Annotated in this window: 16 protein-coding genes; 6 read left to right on the forward strand and 10 right to left on the reverse strand. The window is 68.7% G+C overall.

Annotated elements, in window-relative coordinates; genetic code table 11:
• Window positions 1–55 precede the first annotated feature (55 nt).
• The 8 genes from KHC28_RS12990 to KHC28_RS13025 form a co-directional block, all read right to left on the reverse strand.
• On the reverse strand, window positions 56–2269 hold the full coding sequence (locus KHC28_RS12990) for a xanthine dehydrogenase family protein molybdopterin-binding subunit (RefSeq protein WP_214008762.1): 2214 nt from the start codon (window positions 2267–2269) through the stop codon (window positions 56–58).
• An 11-nt stretch (window positions 2270–2280) separates the two neighbouring features.
• On the reverse strand, window positions 2281–2745 hold the full coding sequence (locus KHC28_RS12995) for a (2Fe-2S)-binding protein (RefSeq protein ID WP_214008763.1): 465 nt from the start codon (window positions 2743–2745) through the stop codon (window positions 2281–2283).
• Between the two features lie 32 nt (window positions 2746–2777).
• Window positions 2778–3164 (reverse strand): c-type cytochrome, encoded by a 387-nt coding sequence (locus tag KHC28_RS13000; protein ID WP_214008764.1) that lies wholly within the window; start codon window positions 3162–3164, stop codon window positions 2778–2780.
• Between the two features lie 493 nt (window positions 3165–3657).
• Window positions 3658–4617, reverse strand: a complete 960-nt coding sequence (locus tag KHC28_RS13005; protein ID WP_214008765.1) for an ABC transporter substrate-binding protein — start codon at window positions 4615–4617, stop codon at window positions 3658–3660.
• 27 nt (window positions 4618–4644) lie between these two features.
• On the reverse strand, window positions 4645–5640 hold the full coding sequence (locus KHC28_RS13010; protein ID WP_214008766.1) for an ABC transporter permease: 996 nt from the start codon (window positions 5638–5640) through the stop codon (window positions 4645–4647).
• Window positions 5633–7147, reverse strand: a complete 1515-nt coding sequence (locus KHC28_RS13015; RefSeq protein ID WP_214009040.1) for a sugar ABC transporter ATP-binding protein — start codon at window positions 7145–7147, stop codon at window positions 5633–5635. The genes KHC28_RS13010 and KHC28_RS13015 overlap by 8 nt, the downstream gene beginning before the upstream one ends.
• The gene (locus KHC28_RS13020; RefSeq protein WP_214008767.1) at window positions 7144–8304 is read right to left on the reverse strand and encodes a Gfo/Idh/MocA family protein; all 1161 of its coding nucleotides are present in this window, start codon (window positions 8302–8304) and stop codon (window positions 7144–7146) included. The genes KHC28_RS13015 and KHC28_RS13020 overlap by 4 nt, the downstream gene beginning before the upstream one ends.
• Window positions 8301–9359 carry a sugar phosphate isomerase/epimerase family protein gene (locus KHC28_RS13025; RefSeq protein ID WP_214008768.1) on the reverse strand — a complete coding sequence of 353 codons (1059 nt, stop codon included), beginning with the start codon at window positions 9357–9359 and terminating at the stop codon, window positions 8301–8303. The genes KHC28_RS13020 and KHC28_RS13025 overlap by 4 nt, the downstream gene beginning before the upstream one ends.
• Before the next feature lie 154 nt (window positions 9360–9513).
• Between KHC28_RS13025 and KHC28_RS13030 the strand changes: the two genes are divergently transcribed.
• Complete coding sequence (locus KHC28_RS13030; protein ID WP_214008769.1) at window positions 9514–10509, forward strand: LacI family DNA-binding transcriptional regulator; 996 nt, start codon at window positions 9514–9516, stop codon at window positions 10507–10509.
• Window positions 10510–10591: 82 nt separating this feature from the next.
• Here the strand turns inward: KHC28_RS13030 and hydA are convergent, their stop codons facing one another.
• Both hydA and KHC28_RS13040 read right to left on the reverse strand, forming a co-directional pair.
• Window positions 10592–11995 (reverse strand): dihydropyrimidinase, encoded by a 1404-nt coding sequence (hydA, locus tag KHC28_RS13035; protein ID WP_214008770.1) that lies wholly within the window; start codon window positions 11993–11995, stop codon window positions 10592–10594.
• 40 nt (window positions 11996–12035) lie between these two features.
• On the reverse strand, window positions 12036–12743 hold the full coding sequence (locus KHC28_RS13040; protein WP_214008771.1) for a FadR/GntR family transcriptional regulator: 708 nt from the start codon (window positions 12741–12743) through the stop codon (window positions 12036–12038).
• Window positions 12744–12938: 195 nt separating this feature from the next.
• Between KHC28_RS13040 and KHC28_RS13045 the strand changes: the two genes are divergently transcribed.
• The 5 genes from KHC28_RS13045 to KHC28_RS13065 all read left to right on the forward strand — a co-directional run bounded on the left by KHC28_RS13045 (window position 12939) and on the right by KHC28_RS13065 (window position 17090).
• Complete coding sequence (locus tag KHC28_RS13045; RefSeq protein ID WP_214008772.1) at window positions 12939–13733, forward strand: transporter substrate-binding domain-containing protein; 795 nt, start codon at window positions 12939–12941, stop codon at window positions 13731–13733.
• Window positions 13734–13903: 170 nt separating this feature from the next.
• Complete coding sequence (locus tag KHC28_RS13050; RefSeq protein ID WP_214008773.1) at window positions 13904–14575, forward strand: amino acid ABC transporter permease; 672 nt, start codon at window positions 13904–13906, stop codon at window positions 14573–14575.
• Window positions 14576–14597: 22 nt separating this feature from the next.
• Window positions 14598–15332: an amino acid ABC transporter ATP-binding protein gene (locus KHC28_RS13055; protein WP_281419106.1), complete on the forward strand. Its 735-nt coding sequence runs from the start codon at window positions 14598–14600 to the stop codon at window positions 15330–15332.
• On the forward strand, window positions 15332–15880 hold the full coding sequence (locus KHC28_RS13060) for an ureidoglycolate lyase (protein WP_246564739.1): 549 nt from the start codon (window positions 15332–15334) through the stop codon (window positions 15878–15880). The genes KHC28_RS13055 and KHC28_RS13060 overlap by 1 nt, the downstream gene beginning before the upstream one ends.
• Entirely contained in the window at window positions 15870–17090 is a 1221-nt protein-coding gene (locus tag KHC28_RS13065) for a cysteine desulfurase-like protein (RefSeq protein ID WP_214008774.1), read from the forward strand. Before KHC28_RS13060 ends, KHC28_RS13065 begins: the two co-directional genes overlap by 11 nt.
• The last annotated feature ends 96 nt before the right edge of the window (window positions 17091–17186 follow it).

A 17186-nucleotide genomic window follows, 5' to 3' on the forward strand; every position in this document is an offset into this window, starting at 1 on the left:
ACGGCGACGGATGAGGATGCGCCGGACCTGCCGCGACAGGTCCGGCGCGGGAACCTCAGCTCAGATTGAGGTCGATGTTCTTCAGTGGCAGCTGGCGCACGCGCTTGCCGGTGGCGGCGAACACCGCGTTGAGCACCGCCGGCGCGGCGACCGCGATGGTCGGTTCGCCGACGCCGCCCCAGAAGCCGCCCGACGGCACGGTGATCACCTCGACCACCGGCATCTCGTCGAGGCGCATGACGTTGTAGGTGTCGAAGTTCTCCTCGACGATGCGCCCGTCCTTCACCGTGCACTCGCCATACAGCATGGCGGACAGGCCGTAGACGAAGGAGCCGGCGATCTGCGCCTCCACCTGCTGCGGGTTGACGACATAGCCGGGGTCGGTGGCCGCGACGATGCGGTGGATCTTCAGCCGGCCATCCTTGACGGAGACCTCGGCCGCCGCCGCCACATAGCTGCCGAAGCCCATGACCTGGGCGAGGCCGCGATGCACGCCCTCCGGCGGCTTGGTGGTCTCCCAGCCGATGCCCTTCGCCGCGGCTTCCAGCACGGCGAGATGCTTGGGATGGTTCGCCATCAGCTTGCGGCGGAACGCCAGCGGATCGACCTTCGCCGCCTGCGCCAGCTCGTCGATGAAGCATTCCAGATAGACGGCGTTCTGGTTGAGGTTGACGCCGCGCCAGGCGCCGGGCCGGATATGCGGGTTGCGCATCGCATGGTCGATGAGCAGGTCGGGAATGGTGTAGCCGATCGCCATTTCCGCCCCGCCGGGCATCAGGCCCTGGAAGGTCACGGGGTCGCCATTGGCGGTCATGATCGAGGGGCGCATATAGGCCATGATCGACTGGCCGGAGATGCGCATGTGCAGCGCTTCGAGATTGCCATCGGCATCCACGGCGCCGCGCAGCCGGCACTGGGTGACGGGGTGGTAGCGCCCCTGCGCCATGTCCTCCTCGCGGGTCCACATCATCTTCACCGGCGTGCCGGGGACCTGCCGGGCGATGCGGGTCGCCATGGTGACGTATTCCGTGGTCAGCCGGCGGCCGAAGCTGCCGCCGATGCGCACGACATGCACTTCGCAGGCCTCGGCCGGCAGCTCGGCGGCGGCGGCCAGCGCGTCGAGCGCCGCCTCGGCCACCTGCGTCGGGCCCCACATCTCGCAGCGCTCCGGCGTCCAGCGCACCGTGGCGTTGATCACCTCCATCGGCGCGTGGTTCTGATAGGGGAAACCGTAATCCGCCTCGATCACCCGGCCGGCACCGGCCAGCACGGCCTTGGCATCGCCGACGCGGTTACCGACGAACTGGGTGTCGGCGGTCAGTCCCTCGCGCAGCATCGCGGCGATGGTCTCGCTGGAGACATTGGCGTTCGGCCCGTTGTCCCATTCGATCGGCAGGGCGTCGAGCGCGGTCTTGGCGCGCCAGAAGGTGTCGGCCACCACCGCCACCGTCTCGTCGTCGACCCGCAGCACATGCTTCACGCCGCGCATGTTCGACACCGCCGACGCGTCGAAGCTCTTCAGCTTGCCGCCATGCACCGGGCAGGCCTTGGGAATGGCGACCAGCATGCCGGGCATGGAGATGTCCATGCCGTAGACCAGCGAACCGTTCAGCTTGTCGAGCGTGTCGAGCCGCTTCACCGGCTGGCCGGCAATGGTCCAGTCCTTCGGGTCCTTCAGCGTGAGGCCGGTCGGCGGCGCGATGCCGTTGGCAGCGGCCGCGACCGCGCCATAGGTGGTGGAGCGCCCGCTCGCCTGATGGGTGATGACGCCCTTGGCGACGCTACATCGCGCCGCCGGCACGCCCCATTGCTGCGCGGCTGCCTGTACCAGCATGGCCCGCGCGGTGGCGCCGCCCATGCGGACATATTCCTGCGAGCCGCGAATGGCGCGCGAGCCGCCGGTGGACTGGTCGCGCCACACCCGCTCGCGCCGCCGGTTCTCGCCCGGCTTGACGAGTTCGAAGCGCACCTTGTCCCAGTCGCAGTCGAGTTCCTCGGCGACCAGCTGGGCAAGGCCGGTCAGCGAGCCCTGTCCCATCTCGGCGCGGGCGATGCGGATGATCACGCTCTCGTCCGGCTGGATCACCACCCAGGCATTGACCTCCTTGACCGTTTCCTTGGCCGCCTCCTGAGCCACGGCGCGGACCGGCAGCGGAAACGAGAAGCCGAAGCTGAAGGCGCCGGCGGCGGCACCGGCGCCGGTGAGGAAGCCGCGACGGGAGAGCCGGCCGGCGGCGCTCTGCGAATGGATCCGTTCATGTATGGTCATCGACGCCTCCCTCAACCGCGATTGGTCATGCGTTCGGCGGCGAGCTTCACGCCGGCCAGCACCCGCGGATAGGTTCCGCAGCGGCAGATATTGGTGATCTCGGCACGGATGTCGTCGTCGCTGGGGTTGGGGTTCTGCGCCAGCAGCGAGGAGGCGGCCATGATCATGCCGACCTGGCAGTAGCCGCATTGGGCGACGTCGAGCTCGGCCCAGGCCTGCTGCACCGGGTGCGGCGTCTCCGCCCCGAGCCCCTCGATGGTGACGATCCTGTTCTCTTCGGTCACCGCACTGACCGGCAACGCGCAGGAGCGCGTCGCCACCCCGTCGAGATGCACGGTGCAGGCGCCGCACTGGGCAACGCCGCAGCCATATTTGGTGCCGGTCAGGCCGACATGCTCGCGTATGACCCAAAGAAGAGGCGTGTCGTCCTCGACATCGACCTCGACTACTTTCCCGTTGACGTTGAGTTTCGCCATCTCGCGCTCCCGGCTTGAGGATGAAGGTTCAGTCAGTTCGCGGCCGCCAGCCCCGCGAGATAGGCGGTGATGTTCGCCCGGTCGGCGGCATTGGCGACCGACACCGTCATCGTCGTGCCCGGCACCATGGCGCGCGGATTGGCGATGAAGCTGTCGATCCGCGCCGCGTCCCAGGTGACGTCGAGTTCACGCATCTTCGGCGAGTAGCGGGCGCCCTCGACGCTGCCTGCCTTGCGGCCGACAAGGCCGGACAAGGTCGGGCCGATGCGGTTCTGCCCCGGCTGCACGGTGTGGCAGGAGGCGCAGCGCTGGCGGAACAGGCGCTCGCCGGTGGCGGCGTCCTGCGCATGCGCCGTGGCGGGCATCAGGGCGGGTATCAAGATCACCTTCGCGAACAAGACCAGATGTCTTGCGTTCATTTCACCTTCCATCGGCGCTATCGGGTGCCGGCGGAGGGCGACGGTCCTGCCGTCGCCGCGACCGTCCGCGCACCTCACCCCTCACGTCACCTACCGTAATGAGGGGCGGCAGGGCCGATTACCCGGCGCACCGCGCATAAGCCTATGTCGCTCATTCATGAGTTGGCGTGCCGCGGCGCAAGGCGGCATGAACGCTGGATCCGGCGTCGGTGCCGGTGCGCGCGGAGGGCGGCTGATCAAGGAAAGTTGAGCATCCGGGGCCGGGAATGGCGAGCGGTCCGCCGGCATCGCGAACCTGTGGCGCGGGTTTCGTGCGTCGCGGGGGGCGGTGGCCGCTTCGGCTGGCGCAGCGGGATCGCGGTCCTGATGCTCGCCCGGCCGTGGGAGGGAGGCGAGGGGGCGGCGAAGCGGAGGCCGGCTGCAGCCGGCCCCGCAAAGTGGAGCCCGTCGGGAGGCACCCCGCCGCGCTTGTGAGGCGGCGGGGCGAACGGGTTCAGAACGGGCTGTTGGGGAAGTAGAACCGGGCGGCGTTCTCCGGGGTGATCAGCGTCGAGCCGATGATGAAGCGGCCATAGACCGGCGTGTCGGAGACGAAGCGCAGCGCGGTGATCTCCAGCGCGGTGGAGATCAGCGCCGGCGGGTAGGTGACGTCGACCGGCAGCTGCGGGTCCTTGTCCATGATGCGCTTGACGATCTCCTTCATGCCGGCACCGCCGACCACCCACATCTCCTTCTGCCGGCCGGCCTGCGAGATCGCTTCCAGCACGCCGACCGCCATGTCGTCGTCGGCCGCCCACACCGCGTCGATCTGCTTGTGCTTGGACAGGTAGTCCTGCATCACCGAGAACGCTTTGTCGCGGTTCCAGTTGCCGTGCTGCATGTCGAGGATCTCGATGCCCGAGCCCTCGATCGCCTTCTTGAAGGCATCGACGCGCTCATTGTCGAGCGTGGTGGGGATGCCGCGCAGCACGACGATCTTCTGGCCGCTCTTGAGATTGGCCTTGAAATACTCGCCGGCCACCCGGCCGAAGGCGGTGTTGTCGCCGGCGACGTAGAGATCCTCGATGCCGGCCTGCGACAGGCCGCGATCGACCACCGTCACCCATTTGCCGGCTTCCTTCACCGCCTTGACCGGGCTGGTCAGCGGCTCGGATTCGAAGGGCAGCACGACGAGCGCGTCGATGTTGCGCGTCGCCATCATGTCCTCGATGTCGTTGACCTGCTTGCCCACCGCGCCGGCGGTGGCGAGCACGAAGTCGAGGTTGGGATAGGTGGCCTTGAGCCGCTTGATGGTCTCCTGCGCGTGCCAGTTCAGCCCGCCCATGAAGCCATGCGTCGCCGAGGGGATCGAGACGCCGATGATCGCCTTCTTGCCCTGTGCCGCGACCGGCACGGAAAGCCCGGCGGCAGCGGTGGCAAGGGCCGCCGTGGCAAGGAAAGTCCTGCGTTCCATGTTGCTTCCTCCCATGTGTCGCCGCTCTCAGGCGGCTGATTTTCCACGCTGCAGCACCACAGCGAGAACGATGATCACGCCCTGGATCGCCCCGTTGAGATAGGGCGAGACGAGGTCCGCGAGATTGAGGATGTTGTCGATCAGGCTGAGGATCAGCACGCCCACCACCGTGCCCCAGACCCGGCCATAGCCGCCCTTGAGCGCGGTGCCGCCGATGATCACGGCGGCGATGGCCTCGAGCTCCCACAGCATGCCGGTCGAGCCCGACGCCGAGCCGAGGCGCGGCACATACATGATGGTGGCGAGGCCGACGAGCAGGCCGAGCAGCACATAGGTGAGCAGCCGGATGCGGTCGACATTGACCGCCGAATACAGCGCCACCTTGTCGTTGGAGCCGATGGCCTCGCAATAGCGCCCGAAGCGGGTGTGCCGCATGGCGATCTGCCCGGCGATGGCGACGGCGGCGAAGACCAGGATCGGCCAGGCGACGCCGAACAGGCCGGAATAATAGACCGGCCGGTAGAATTGCCGGACACCGAAATCGAGGCTGATCGTGCCGCCATCGGCGAGCCAGGTTACCAGCGAGCGGAAGATGCCCATGGTGCCGAGCGTGACGATGAACGGCTCGATGCGCGCCTTGGTGACGAGCAGCCCGTTGCCCAGTCCGGCCAGCAGCCCAACCGCCAGCGCGATCGCCATGCCGGCGAGCACCAGCGGCACGCCGACGCCCATGCCCGGCAAGAGCGCATTCATGGCGAGGATCATCACCCCGGCGATGAAGGCGGCCATCGAGCCGACCGACAGGTCGAGCCCGCCGGAGGTGATCACGAAGGTCATGCCGACCGCGATCATGCCGATGAAGGCCGAGCGGGCGAGCACATTGGTGACATTGCCAGCGGACAGGAAATTGTCGTTGAGGAAGGCGCCGAGCACCACCAGGAGGATCAGCGCCAGCAGCGGACCGAGGGCGGAAAGGCCGGGCAGATGCAGGCCGGTGGCGGGGCGCAGCGTGGCGTCAGACATGATGGGCGTTCCCTGCGGCATCCTCGGCCGTGCCCATGACGAGGCGGACCACCGCCGTCTCGCTGATGCGCTCGCCCGCAAGCTCGCCGGCGAGGCGGCCATGGCGCATCACCAGCACCCGGTCGGACAGGCCGAGGATCTCCGGCATATCGGAGGAGATGACGATGACGCTTTTGCCCTCGGCGGCCAGCGCGTCGATGAAGGCGTAGATCTGGCTCTTGGTGCCGACGTCGATGCCGCGCGTCGGCTCGTCGATGATGACGATTTCCGGATCGCCGAGCAGCGTCTTGGCGAGCAGCAGCTTCTGCTGGTTGCCGCCCGAGAGGTTGCCGACCTTCATGTCGCGGCGCGGGGCGCGGATGTCGAAATCGGCGATGGCCTTGCCGAGCGCCGCCTCCTCGCGCGCGGCCGACAGGAACGGCGCGCCGAAGCGGGCCAGCGTCGAGAGGGTCAGGTTCTCGCGCAGATTCTTGTCCAGCAGCAGGCCGCGTTCCTTGCGATCCTCGGTGAGGTAGGCCATGCCCCGAGCCGCCGCCTCGCGCACCGAGCCGATCGCCACCGGCACGCCGTTGCGGCGGATCTCGCCGGTCGCGGGGCGCAGGCCGACCAGCCCCTCGGCGAGCTCGGTGCGGCCGGAGCCGACAAGGCCGGAAATGCCCAGCACCTCGCCGCGCCGGAGCGCGAAGGAAACGTCGGCGACCAGCGGCGGCACGCAGAAATTCCGTACTTCCAGCACCGCTTCGCCGGGGTGATGGCGCTTGCGCGGATAGATATCCTCAAGGTCGCGCCCGACCATGGCGGTGGCCATGCCGTCCTCGGTGAGTTCGCCGCGCAGCGCCCGCCGCACCACCGCGCCGTCGCGCAGCACGGTGACGCGGTCGGCGAGGCGCGTCACCTCCTCCAGCCGGTGCGAGGTGTAGAGCAGCGCGACGCCCTGCGCCCGCAGCCGCTCGATCTGGCGGAACAGCACCTCGACCTCGCGCGAGGTGAGCACGGCGGAGGGCTCGTCCATGATCAGCACCCGCGCTTTTCGCGAGAGGGCTTTGGCGATCTCCACCATCTGCCGGTCGGACACCGGCAGGTCGCGGATGCGCGCCTCCGGGCGAATGGGGCTGTCGAGCTCGTCGAGCAGCGCCTGCGTGCCCGCCCGCATGGCGCGATGGTCGAGGAACACCCGGCCGATCTCGCGCCCGAGATAGATGTTCTCGGCGACGGTCAGGTCGGGGGCGAGGTTGAACTCCTGGTGGATCACCACCACGCCGGCCGCCTCCGCCTCGGCGCCGCTGTGATAGGGCGCGGGTCGGCCGTCGAGCCGCACCTCGCCGGCGCTCGGTGCGATGAAGCCGCCGAGGATCTTCATGATCGTCGACTTGCCGGCGCCGTTCTCGCCGATCAGCGCATGCACCTCGCCGGCATGGAGCGCGAAGTCGATGCCGTGCAGGATCTCGATCGGCCCAAAGCTCTTGCGCACGCCGGCCAGTTCCAGCACGGGCGCGACCACGCTCATAGCGTCACCCACGCGGCATCGCGCTTCGAGGACTGCACGCAGGCGGCGACGAAACGCATGCCGGCGAGCCCGTCGGCCAGCGTCGGGTAGAGCATGCCGGCAGGCGGGGCCACGCCGGTGCGGTGCGCGCGGATCGCCCGCGCCGCCTCGGCATAGATGTTGGCGAAGGCTTCGAGATAGCCTTCCGGATGGCCGGGCGGGATGCGCGAGACCCGTGCCGCCTCCGGCCCCGCGCCGGCGCCGTTGCGGGTGATCAGCCGCTTTTCCGCGCCGAACGGCGTGAACCACAGCCGGTTCGGATCCTCCTGCGCCCAATCGAGGCCGCCCTTGTCGCCGTAGACGCGCAGCCGCAGGCCGTTCTCATTGCCCGGCGCCACCTGGCTCGCCCACAGCATGCCCTTCGCGCCGCCGGCAAAGCGCAGCAGCACATGGGCGTTGTCGTCGAGCACGCGGCCGGGCACGAAGCTGGTGAGATCGGCGGCCAGCGCTTGCGGCGTCAGGCCGGAGACGAAGCAGGCGAGATTATAGGCGTGGGTGCCGATATCGCCGGTGGCGCCGCCGGCGCCGGAACGTTCCGGGTCGGTGCGCCATTCGGCCTGCTTCGAGCCGGACTTCTCCGCCGCTTCGGTCAGCCAGTCCTGCACATATTCCACCTGCACGAGTCGCAGGCGGCCGAGCGCGCCGGCCTCCACCATGGCGCGGGCCTGCCGCACCATCGGGTAGCCGGTGTAGTTGTGGGTGAGGATGAACAGCGCGCGCGACTTTTCGGCCGCCGCCGCGAGCTTCTTCGCCTCCGCCAGGGTGGCGGTGAGCGGCTTGTCGCAGATCACATGGATGCCGCGCTTGAGGAACTCGATCGCCGGCGCCGCATGCATGTGATTGGGCGTGACGATGGCCACCGCCTCGATGCCGTCGCGGCGTCGCGCCTCGCCTTTCGCCATGGCGGCGAAGTCGTCATAGGAGCGGGCGAGGCCCAGCGCCTCGGCCGAGGCGCGCGCCTTCTCCGGCGTCGAGGACAGCGCGCCGGCAACGAGCTGGAACTCGCCGTCCAGCCGCGCGGCGATGCGGTGCACCCCGCCGATGAAGGCGCCGGAGCCGCCGCCCACCATGCCCAGGCGGATCGGGGCGTGCTCCGAGGTGGGCGAGGCCGCGATCATCGGTCCAGCCCCAACAGGCGGCGGTTGGCGGCGCGGTCGGTGCCGGCGGCGGCGAAATCGTCGAAGGCGCGTTCGGTGACGCGGATGATGTGGCTCTTCACGAATTCCGCGCCCTCGCGCGCGCCGTCCTCGGGATGCTTCAGGCAGCATTCCCATTCGACGACCGCCCAGCCGTCGAAATCCATCGCCGCGAGCTTGGAGAAGATGGCGCCGAAATCCACCTGCCCGTCGCCGAGGCTGCGGAAGCGCCCGGCCCGCTTCAGCCAGGGCTGGTAGCCGCCATAGACGCCCTTGCGCCCGGTCGGATTGAACTCGGCATCCTTGACGTGGAACATGCCGATCCGCTCGGCATAGATGTCGAGATGGTCGAGATAATCGAGCTGCTGCAATACGTAGTGCGAGGGGTCGTACAGCATCTTGGCGCGGGGATGGTTGTCGACGCGCTCAAGGAACATCTCGAACGTGTCGCCGTCGTGCAGGTCCTCGCCGGGATGGATCTCGAAGCAGATGTCGACGCCGCACTCCTCGGCATGGTCGAGCAGCGGGCGCCAGCGCCGCGCCAGCTCGTCGAAGGCCTCCTCGATCAGCCCGGCCGGCCGCTGCGGCCACGGATAGACATAGGGCCAGGCGAGCGCCCCGGAGAAGCTCACCATGGCGGTGAGGCCGAGATGCCGGGAGGCGGTAAGCGCCTTCCTCACCTGTTCCACCGCCCATTGCTGGCGCGCCGCCGGATCGCCATGCACGGCGGCCGGCGCGAAGGCGTCGAACATCGCGTCATAGGCCGGATGCACCGCCACCAGCTGGCCCTGCAGATGGGTGGACAGCTCGGTGACGGCGACGCCGTTCGCCTTGGCCTGCCCGGCCCAGTCCTCGCACCAGCCCTTCGAGGCGCTCGCGCGGTCGAGGTCGAGGATGCGGGGATCGTTGGTGGGAACCTGCACGCCGCTATAGCCGCAATCGGCGGCCCAGCTTGTGATCGAATCCCAGCTGTCGAACGGCGCGTCGGCACCGATGAACTGGGCCAGAAACAGGCCCGGCCCCTTGATGGTCTTCATGTTTCCTCCCGACCGGACCTGCCGGCCAACCGTCTTGTTTTTATGATCGGTTGCAAACAGCGTAGCGGAGTTATGTAATCGATTTCAAGAGGGGTCACGTAACGGAAGAGTCGCCGGGTTGCCGGCGGGCGCGCGACCCGTCTATGGAAAGGCAATGGAGCACCAGAGACCGAAAATCGTCGATGTGGCGCGGCTCGCCGGCGTGTCGACCGCTACCGTCAGCCGCGTGCTGTCCAATCCGCAGATCGTCAGCCCCGAGACCCGCGAGCTGGTCGAGGACGCGATCCGCCAGACCGGCTACCGACTCAACCATGCGGCGCGCAACCTGCGCCACCGGCGCACCGGCGGCGTGGTGGCACTGGTGCCCAATTTGTCGAACCCGTTCTTCTCGCAGATCCTCGCCGGCATGGCGGCGGTGCTGGCGCCGGCCGGCTACAACCTCTTGGTCGCCGACACCCGCACGGCGGGCGGCGACACCGTGCTGGGCTATGCCGAGCCGAGCCGCACCGACGGGCTGATCGTGCTCGACGGCGCTCTGCCGGCCGATGTGCTGGGCCGTCGCCCGGTGGTGCTGGCCTGCGAGTGGATCCCCGGCCTCGTCGCGCCGCGGGTCAACATCGACAACCGCGCCGCCGCGACGATGGCGGTCGAGCATCTCGCCGATCTCGGCCATCGGCGCATCGGCCATGTCGCCGGCCCGCCGGGCAATGTGCTGACGCAGGCGCGCCTCGCCGGTGCCGAGCAGGCGCTCAAAGCGCGCGGCCTGCCGCCGCCTCTGGTGCTGCAGGGCGATTTCTCGCTCGAATCCGGTCGCCGCGCCGGCGCCGAATGGTTGGCGCTTCCCGCCGACGAGCGGCCGGACGCCATGTTCCTCGCCAGCGACGCCATGGCCTGCGGCTTTATCGGCGAGGTGCAGCATCGCGGCCTCACCGTGCCGCGCGACGTGTCGGTGATGGGGTTCGACGACATCGAGCTCGTTGCCCACATGACGCCGGCGCTGTCGACCATCCGCCAGCCGCGCGAGGCGATCGGCCGCCATGCGGCGCAATGCCTGCTCTCCATGATTGGCGGCGAGGCGTCGGCCGAGGACATCGTCCTGCCGGTCGAGCTGGTGGTCCGTGCCAGCACCGCGGCGTGGCCGTCCCGCTGAGCCGGAGGCTCTCCCCACGCTTCGGGAAGGCCGCCGATCCAGAGTTGTCGCGCGGTACGACCCGTTTATCTCGTGGGAAGGCCTATCCCGCGAGAGGGCGGGTGAGGGTGAGGCCGTGTCCCTTGCGGCCCTCCAACCGGCCGTCGCGCACCACGACGCGGCCGCGCACCAGCGTCGTCACCGGCCAGCCGGTGATCTCCAGCCCCTCGTAGGGCGTGTAGTCGCAGCCATCGTGCAGCAGGTCGTGGGTCAGCGTCTGCCGGAGTTCGGGGTTCCAGATGGCGATGTCCGCCTCGGCGCCGATGGCGATGGTACCCTTGCGCGGATAGAGCCCATAGGCCTTGGCGTGGTTGGTGGCGGTCAGCGCGACGAAGCGGTTGATGTCGATCCGCCCCTTCATCACCCCTTCCGAGAACAGGATCGGCAGCCGCGCCGCCACGCCGGGAATGCCGTTCGGCACCCAGCGGAAGCTGGTGCGGCCCTTCGGCACCAGCTTGCCCTGCGGATCGTCGTAGCGGAACGGGCAATGGTCGGAGGAGAACACCGAGAACACCCCCTGCTGCAGTCCCTGCCAGCAGGCGAGCTGGCTGTCGCTGTCGCGGGGCGGCGGCGAGCAGACATATTTCGCCCCCTCCATGTTCAGCCCGCCGAGGTCGTCGGCGGTGAGCACGAGATATTGCGGGCAGGTCTCGCCCATGATCTTCAGGCCCTTGGCCTGGGCGCGGCGGATCTCCTCCATCGCCTCGCGATTGGAGACATGCACCACCATCAGCGACACGTCGGAAAGCTCGGCGAGCGAGATGGCGCGGTGCGTCGCCTCGCGCTCGGCGACGATCGGCCGTGAGGTGGCGTGGAAGCGCGGCGCGGTCTGGCCCTCCTGCTCCAGCCGGTCGGTGAGGAAGCGGATCATGTCGTAGTTCTCGGCATGGATCATCACCAACGCGCCGGTGCGGCGGGCGACGTCCATCACCTCGAGGATCTGCCGGTCGTCGAGGGCGAGGCCCTCATAGGTCATGAAGACCTTGAAGGACGGGTAGCCGTCCGCCGCCAGCGCCGGCAGCTCCTGCCCGAGCACCTGCTCGGTAGGGTCGGAGATGATGAGATGGAAGGAGACGTCGACATAGCATTCGCCTTCCGCCTTGGCCTGGTAGGCCTTGAGCGCGGCGCGCAGCGATTCGCCCTTCTGCTGCAGGCAGAACGGCATGATGGTGGTGGTGCCGCCGAAGGCCGCCGAGCGGGTGCCGGTCTCGAAATCGTCGGCCATGACGATGCCCTCGCCGGAGGGCTGGGCGATGTGGACATGGCTGTCGATGCCGCCGGGCAGCACCCAGTGGCCGGTGGCGTCGATCACCTCGTCGGCGTCGGCGGCCGGCAGCCCGGCGGCTAGCGCGACGATCCGGCCGTCCTTGATGCCGATGTCGCTGGCGAAGACATCGCTCGCGGTCGCAACGCGCCCACCCTTGATGACGAGATCATAGGCACTCATGGGATTCCTGCTCCGGTACGGCGGTAGATAAGGGAATGGGTCAAAGCGAGATGCCGTAGCGGGCGGCGGCGGCGCGCACATGCTGCTGCATGGCGGCTTCGGCGCCGGCGGCATCGCGGGCGATGAGCTGCTCCGCGATCACCCGGTGCTCGCGCGGCGTCTCGCCCAGCCTTTCGCGCCAGGCCATCGGCAGGCGCTGGCTTTCCTCCGCCATCTCGCGGATCGGCCGGTACATCGCCGCCAGCATCGGATTGCCGGACAGTTCGAAGATGCAGTCGTGGAAGCCGGCATCGATGAGGCTCATCTGCGCGAGGTCGTCGCGCCGATAGGCGTCGTCCATGCGCTCGACGAACTCCATCAGCCGAGAGGCTTCCGCCGGTCCCACCCGCGGCGCCGCCAGTCGCGCGACATAGCTCTCGAGGCCGAGCCGCGCCTCATAGACGTCGCGCGGCGTGCAACGGTCGGCATAGCGCCAGAGCGGGCCGCGCTCGGCCGGGCGGGAGACGAAGACGCCGCTGCCGGCCCGCACCGTCACCAGTCCCTTGGTCTCCAATATGGTCAGGGCCTCGCGCAGCGATGGGCGGCTGACCCCGAGCTGCTCGGCGAGGTCGCGCTGCGAGGGCAGCCTTTCGCCCGATTTCAGGCTGCCTTGCAGGATGAGGCCCTGGAGATGCTCGACGACGTTGCGCGGTACCGGCCCGCGATCGCCGGCGGTACCGACCGTCGAAGCTGCCTCATTTTTTTGCATCGTCGCCCCTGAACAAAAATCGCGCCGGAAAACCCGAATCCACCATAGCGCGGCTTGACGGGAGCCGGAACCGATCGCATGGTGAACTGGTCAGACCGATCTGACCAATTTAATCCGTTCCAGTTCCTACCGCCAGCCTCAGGCACGAATTTCCCGCAACGGAATGTGCCGCGCGCTGAAGAAGAGGGGTTTCACATGACCATCGCCGGGCTTGCCCTGAAGGGGGCCTTTGCCGCGAGCCTGCTGCTCGGGATCGGTGCCGCGTCCGCCGCCGACATGAAGGTCGGCGCCAATATTGGCAACGTGCCGTGGGAGTTCCAGGACGAGAGCGGCAAGACCGTCGGCTTCGAGGTCGACCTGATGACCGAGGCCGCCAAGCGCCTCGGCTCGGGGGTGGAGTTCGTGAACATCCCGTTCAACGGCCTGTTCGCCGCCGTGCAGTCCGGCCAGATCGACGCCGCCGTGTCCTCGATCACCATCACGCCGAAGCGGCTGGAATCGGTGTCCTTCGCCCAGCCCTATTACGACAGCGACCAGTCGCTGGCGGTCGTCGCCAAGTCCGGCATCAAGGACCTTACCGGCCTCGACGGCAAGGCGATCGGCGTCGACACCGGCTCGACCGGCGACATCTGGGCGACCAAGGAGAAGGACACCTACAAGATCGCCGACATCCGCCGCTACGAAGGCCTGTCCCCGGCGATGCTCGACCTCGCCGCCGGCCGTATCGACGGCTATGTCAGCGACATTCCGGCGGTGCTCTATTACATCAAGGACAAGCCGGTCTACGCCGTGGTCCAGCGCATCCCGACCGGCGAGCAGTACTCGGTGATGTTCGCCAAGGACAGCCCGCTGGCGGCCAAGGTCAATGCCGAGATCACCAGGATGAAGCAGGACGGCACCATGGCGACGCTCCACAAGAAGTGGTTCGGCACCGATGCCGATCCCAAGACCTCGACGCTCACCGTGCTGGACATGCCCAAGAAGCCCTGAGGCGTAGCCCTGAGGCGGCGCCCCGGGCCTCCGTTCCGGGTCTACGCTCCCGAGCTGAGGCTCTGAGCCCTCGCGACGTGGACCGGCGGCTTTGAGTCGCCGGTCCACCTTGCTGCCGATGCCGGTGCGCCGCTGCCGCCGGCATCCTTCCAACGCGCACCGGAGCGCCCATGTCGGTCTTCGAGACATTCCTGAACTGGGACGTGTTCGTGCGCGTCCTGCCGCTGCTGCTGTCGGGGCTGTGGGTCACCTTCACGCTCGGCCTGCTCGCCATCGTGCTCGGCTTCGCCGGCGGCTTGCTGCTGGCGCTGCTGCGGCTCTACGCGCCGACGCCGTTCCGGCAGATCACCGTCGCCTTCATCGACGTGTTCCGTGCCATCCCCATCCTGGTGCTGCTGGTCGTCACCTATTATGCCCTGCCGTTCCTCGGCATAAGGCTCTCGCCCTTCGCCGCCGCCGCCTCGTCGCTGAGCCTCGTCTCGGCGGCCTATTCGGCGGAAATCTTCCGCGCCGGCATCCAGGCGGTCGCCAGGGGGCAGTTCGAGGCGGCCAAGGCGCTCAGCCTGTCGCCCTTCCGCACCATGACCGACGTGGTGCTGCCGCAGGCGATCCGGGTGGTGATCCCGCCGATCACCTCCAACGCGATCAACGTGATGAAGGACACCGCGCTCGCCTCGGTGGTCGCCATGCCGGACCTGCTCAAGCAGGCGACGCAGGCGCAGGCGCTGACCGCCAATCCGACCCCGCTGATCGGCGCGGCGGTGATCTATCTTGCCATCCTGCTGCCGCTCGTCCGGCTGGTCGCGCTTCTGGAGAAGCGCATGGCCGCCGGCCATCGCTGAGGAACGCCCCATGGAGACGGCGATGCGCCCCATCATCCGCATGACGGATATCGTCAAGAACTTCGGTAGCTTCCGCGCGCTGACCGATGTCGGCCTCGACGTCGGCGAGGGCGAGATCGTGGTGGTGATCGGCCCGTCCGGCTCCGGCAAGTCGACGCTGATCCGCTGCATCAACCAGCTGGAAGTGCACGACACCGGCACCATCGAGGTCGATGGCCACACGGTCACGCGCGGCGCGGGCCTCGCCGCCGTCCGCGCCGAGGTCGGCATGGTGTTCCAGAGCTTCAACCTGTTCCCGCATATGACCGCGCTGCGCAACGTCGCGCTCGCGCCGGTGCGGGTGCGCGGGTTGAGCTGGGACGAGGCCAATCAGCGCGCCCGCAAGCTGCTGACGCGTGTCGGTCTCGAGAGCCACGCGGAAAAATATCCCGCCCAGCTCTCCGGCGGCCAGCAGCAGCGCGTCGGCATCGCCCGCGCGCTGGCCATGGAGCCGAAGATCCTGCTGTTCGACGAGCCCACCTCGGCGCTCGATCCGGAAATGGTCGGCGAGGTGCTGGACGTCATGCTGCAGCTCGCCCGCACCGGCGTCACCATGGTCATCGTCACCCACGAGATGAGCTTCGCCCGCAAGGTGGCCGACCGCGTGGTGTTCATGGATGCCGGGCGGATCGTCGAGCAGGGGCCGCCGGAGCAGATCTTCGACGCGCCGCGCGACCCGCGCCTGCGCAGCTTCCTCAACGCCGTGCTGTCGCACTGATGATGCGCGTCCTCGTCCCCGAGCCGCTCGACGCGGCGACCTTCGCCCCCTTCGGCCAGGTCATGGCCTTCGATCCCGCCGCCGCCCGGCGGGTGAACGACGGCTGGGCGCAGCGCGCCGACCTTGCCGCGGTGCTCGATGCGGGCGGCTGGCAGGGGCCGCCGCAGCTGGCGGTGTTCCGCGCCCACCACCAGCCGTTGCCGGCCGCCATCGGCTTCGTCGAGCGGCATCCGGCTTCCTCGCAGGTCTTCATGCCGCTGGCGCCGGTCGGCTTCCTCGTCGTGGTCGCGCCGGCGGCGGCGGATGGCGGCCCCGATCTCGACGCCGCCCGCGCTTTTCTCGGCGCGCCGGGGCAGGGGGTGAACTACCGGCGCGGCACCTGGCACGCGCCGATCACCGCCACCGACGCCGATACCGATTTCCTGATGCTCATCTGGGAGCGCGGCACGCCGGACGACTGCGTCGTCGTGCGCCTGTCCGCCCCGCTCGTGGTACAGCCGCGCCCCGCAGACGGGGCGGCACTTGAGGAGACGCCCCATGGCGCTTGATCTTGCCTTCGTCCGCTCGCAGTTTCCGGCGCTGGCCGACGGCTTCGCCTATATGGACAATGCCGGCGGCTCGGTGGTGCTGCGCAACGTCGCCGAGCGGGTCGGCGACTATCTCCTCACCACCAGCGTGCAGACCGGGGCGAGCTACGCGCATTCCCAGCGCGCCACCGCCCGCCTCGCCGAGGCCCGTGCACGCATCGCGCTGATGCTGAATGCCGGCCGCCCGGAGGAGATCGTGCTCGGCCCCTCCACCACCGTGCTGTGCCAGAACCTCGCCCGCGCCATGCTCTCCCGGCTGAAGCCCGGCGACGAGATCATCGTCACCGATTTCGACCATGAATCGAATATCGGCCCGTGGCGCTGGCTGGAGCGCTTCGGCATCGTCATCCGCGAATGGAAGATCGGGCGCGACGACGTCGAGATCGACCTCGCCGCCCTCGACGCGCTGCTCGGCGAGCGCACCCGGCTGGTGGCGGTGACGCATGCCTCGAACATCCTCGGCACCATCAACCCGGTCGCCGAGATCGCCCGGCGCGTCCATGCGGTCGGGGCGGAGATCATCGTCGACGCCGTCGCCTACGCCCCGCACCGCGTGGTCGACGTCACCGGCTGGGACGTCGATTACTACGTGTTCAGCTTCTACAAGACCTACGGCCCGCATTTCGCGGTGATGTACGGCAAGTACGACAAGCTCGTCGAGCTCGACACGCTCTATCACTACTTCTACGAGCGCGACAAAGTCCCGGCCAAGCTGGAGCCGGGCAACACCAATTACGAGCTCGCCTGGGGATCGGCGGGCATCGTCGATTATCTCGACGCGCTCGGCGGGCGCACCGGCGACCGCGCCGCCATCGTCCGGGCCTTCGACGATATCGCCGCGCAGGAAGTGGCGCTGGCCGACCGGCTGCTCGGCTTCCTCGGCTCGCGCAACGACATCCGCATTGTCGGCCGCCCGGATGCCGGCATCGATCGCCGGGTGCCGACCGTCTCCTTCAAGGTGGAGGGCGCGAATTCCGCCGATCTCGTGCACAAGGTCGACCGCGAGCAGATCGGCATCCGCCACGGCGACTTCCATTCCCGCCGCCTCGTCGAGGCGCTCGGCCTTGCCGACGAGGGCGGCGTGATGCGGGCCTCGCTCGTGCATTACAACACGCTGGAGGAGGTCGATCGCCTGATCGCCGCGCTGGAGCGGGCGCTGGCCGGCCGCTGAACCGTCCGGCACCGGCGGCGGCCTTTGTCGCGGCCGGTGCTTCGCAGCGGTGACGAACATGGTTTAATGCGGCGCATCGTTCTCTCACCGTGCCGC

Origin of the sequence: Ancylobacter sonchi (genome assembly GCF_018390695.1) — a bacterium.
In the GTDB taxonomy this organism is placed as follows: domain Bacteria; phylum Pseudomonadota; class Alphaproteobacteria; order Rhizobiales; family Xanthobacteraceae; genus Ancylobacter; species Ancylobacter sonchi.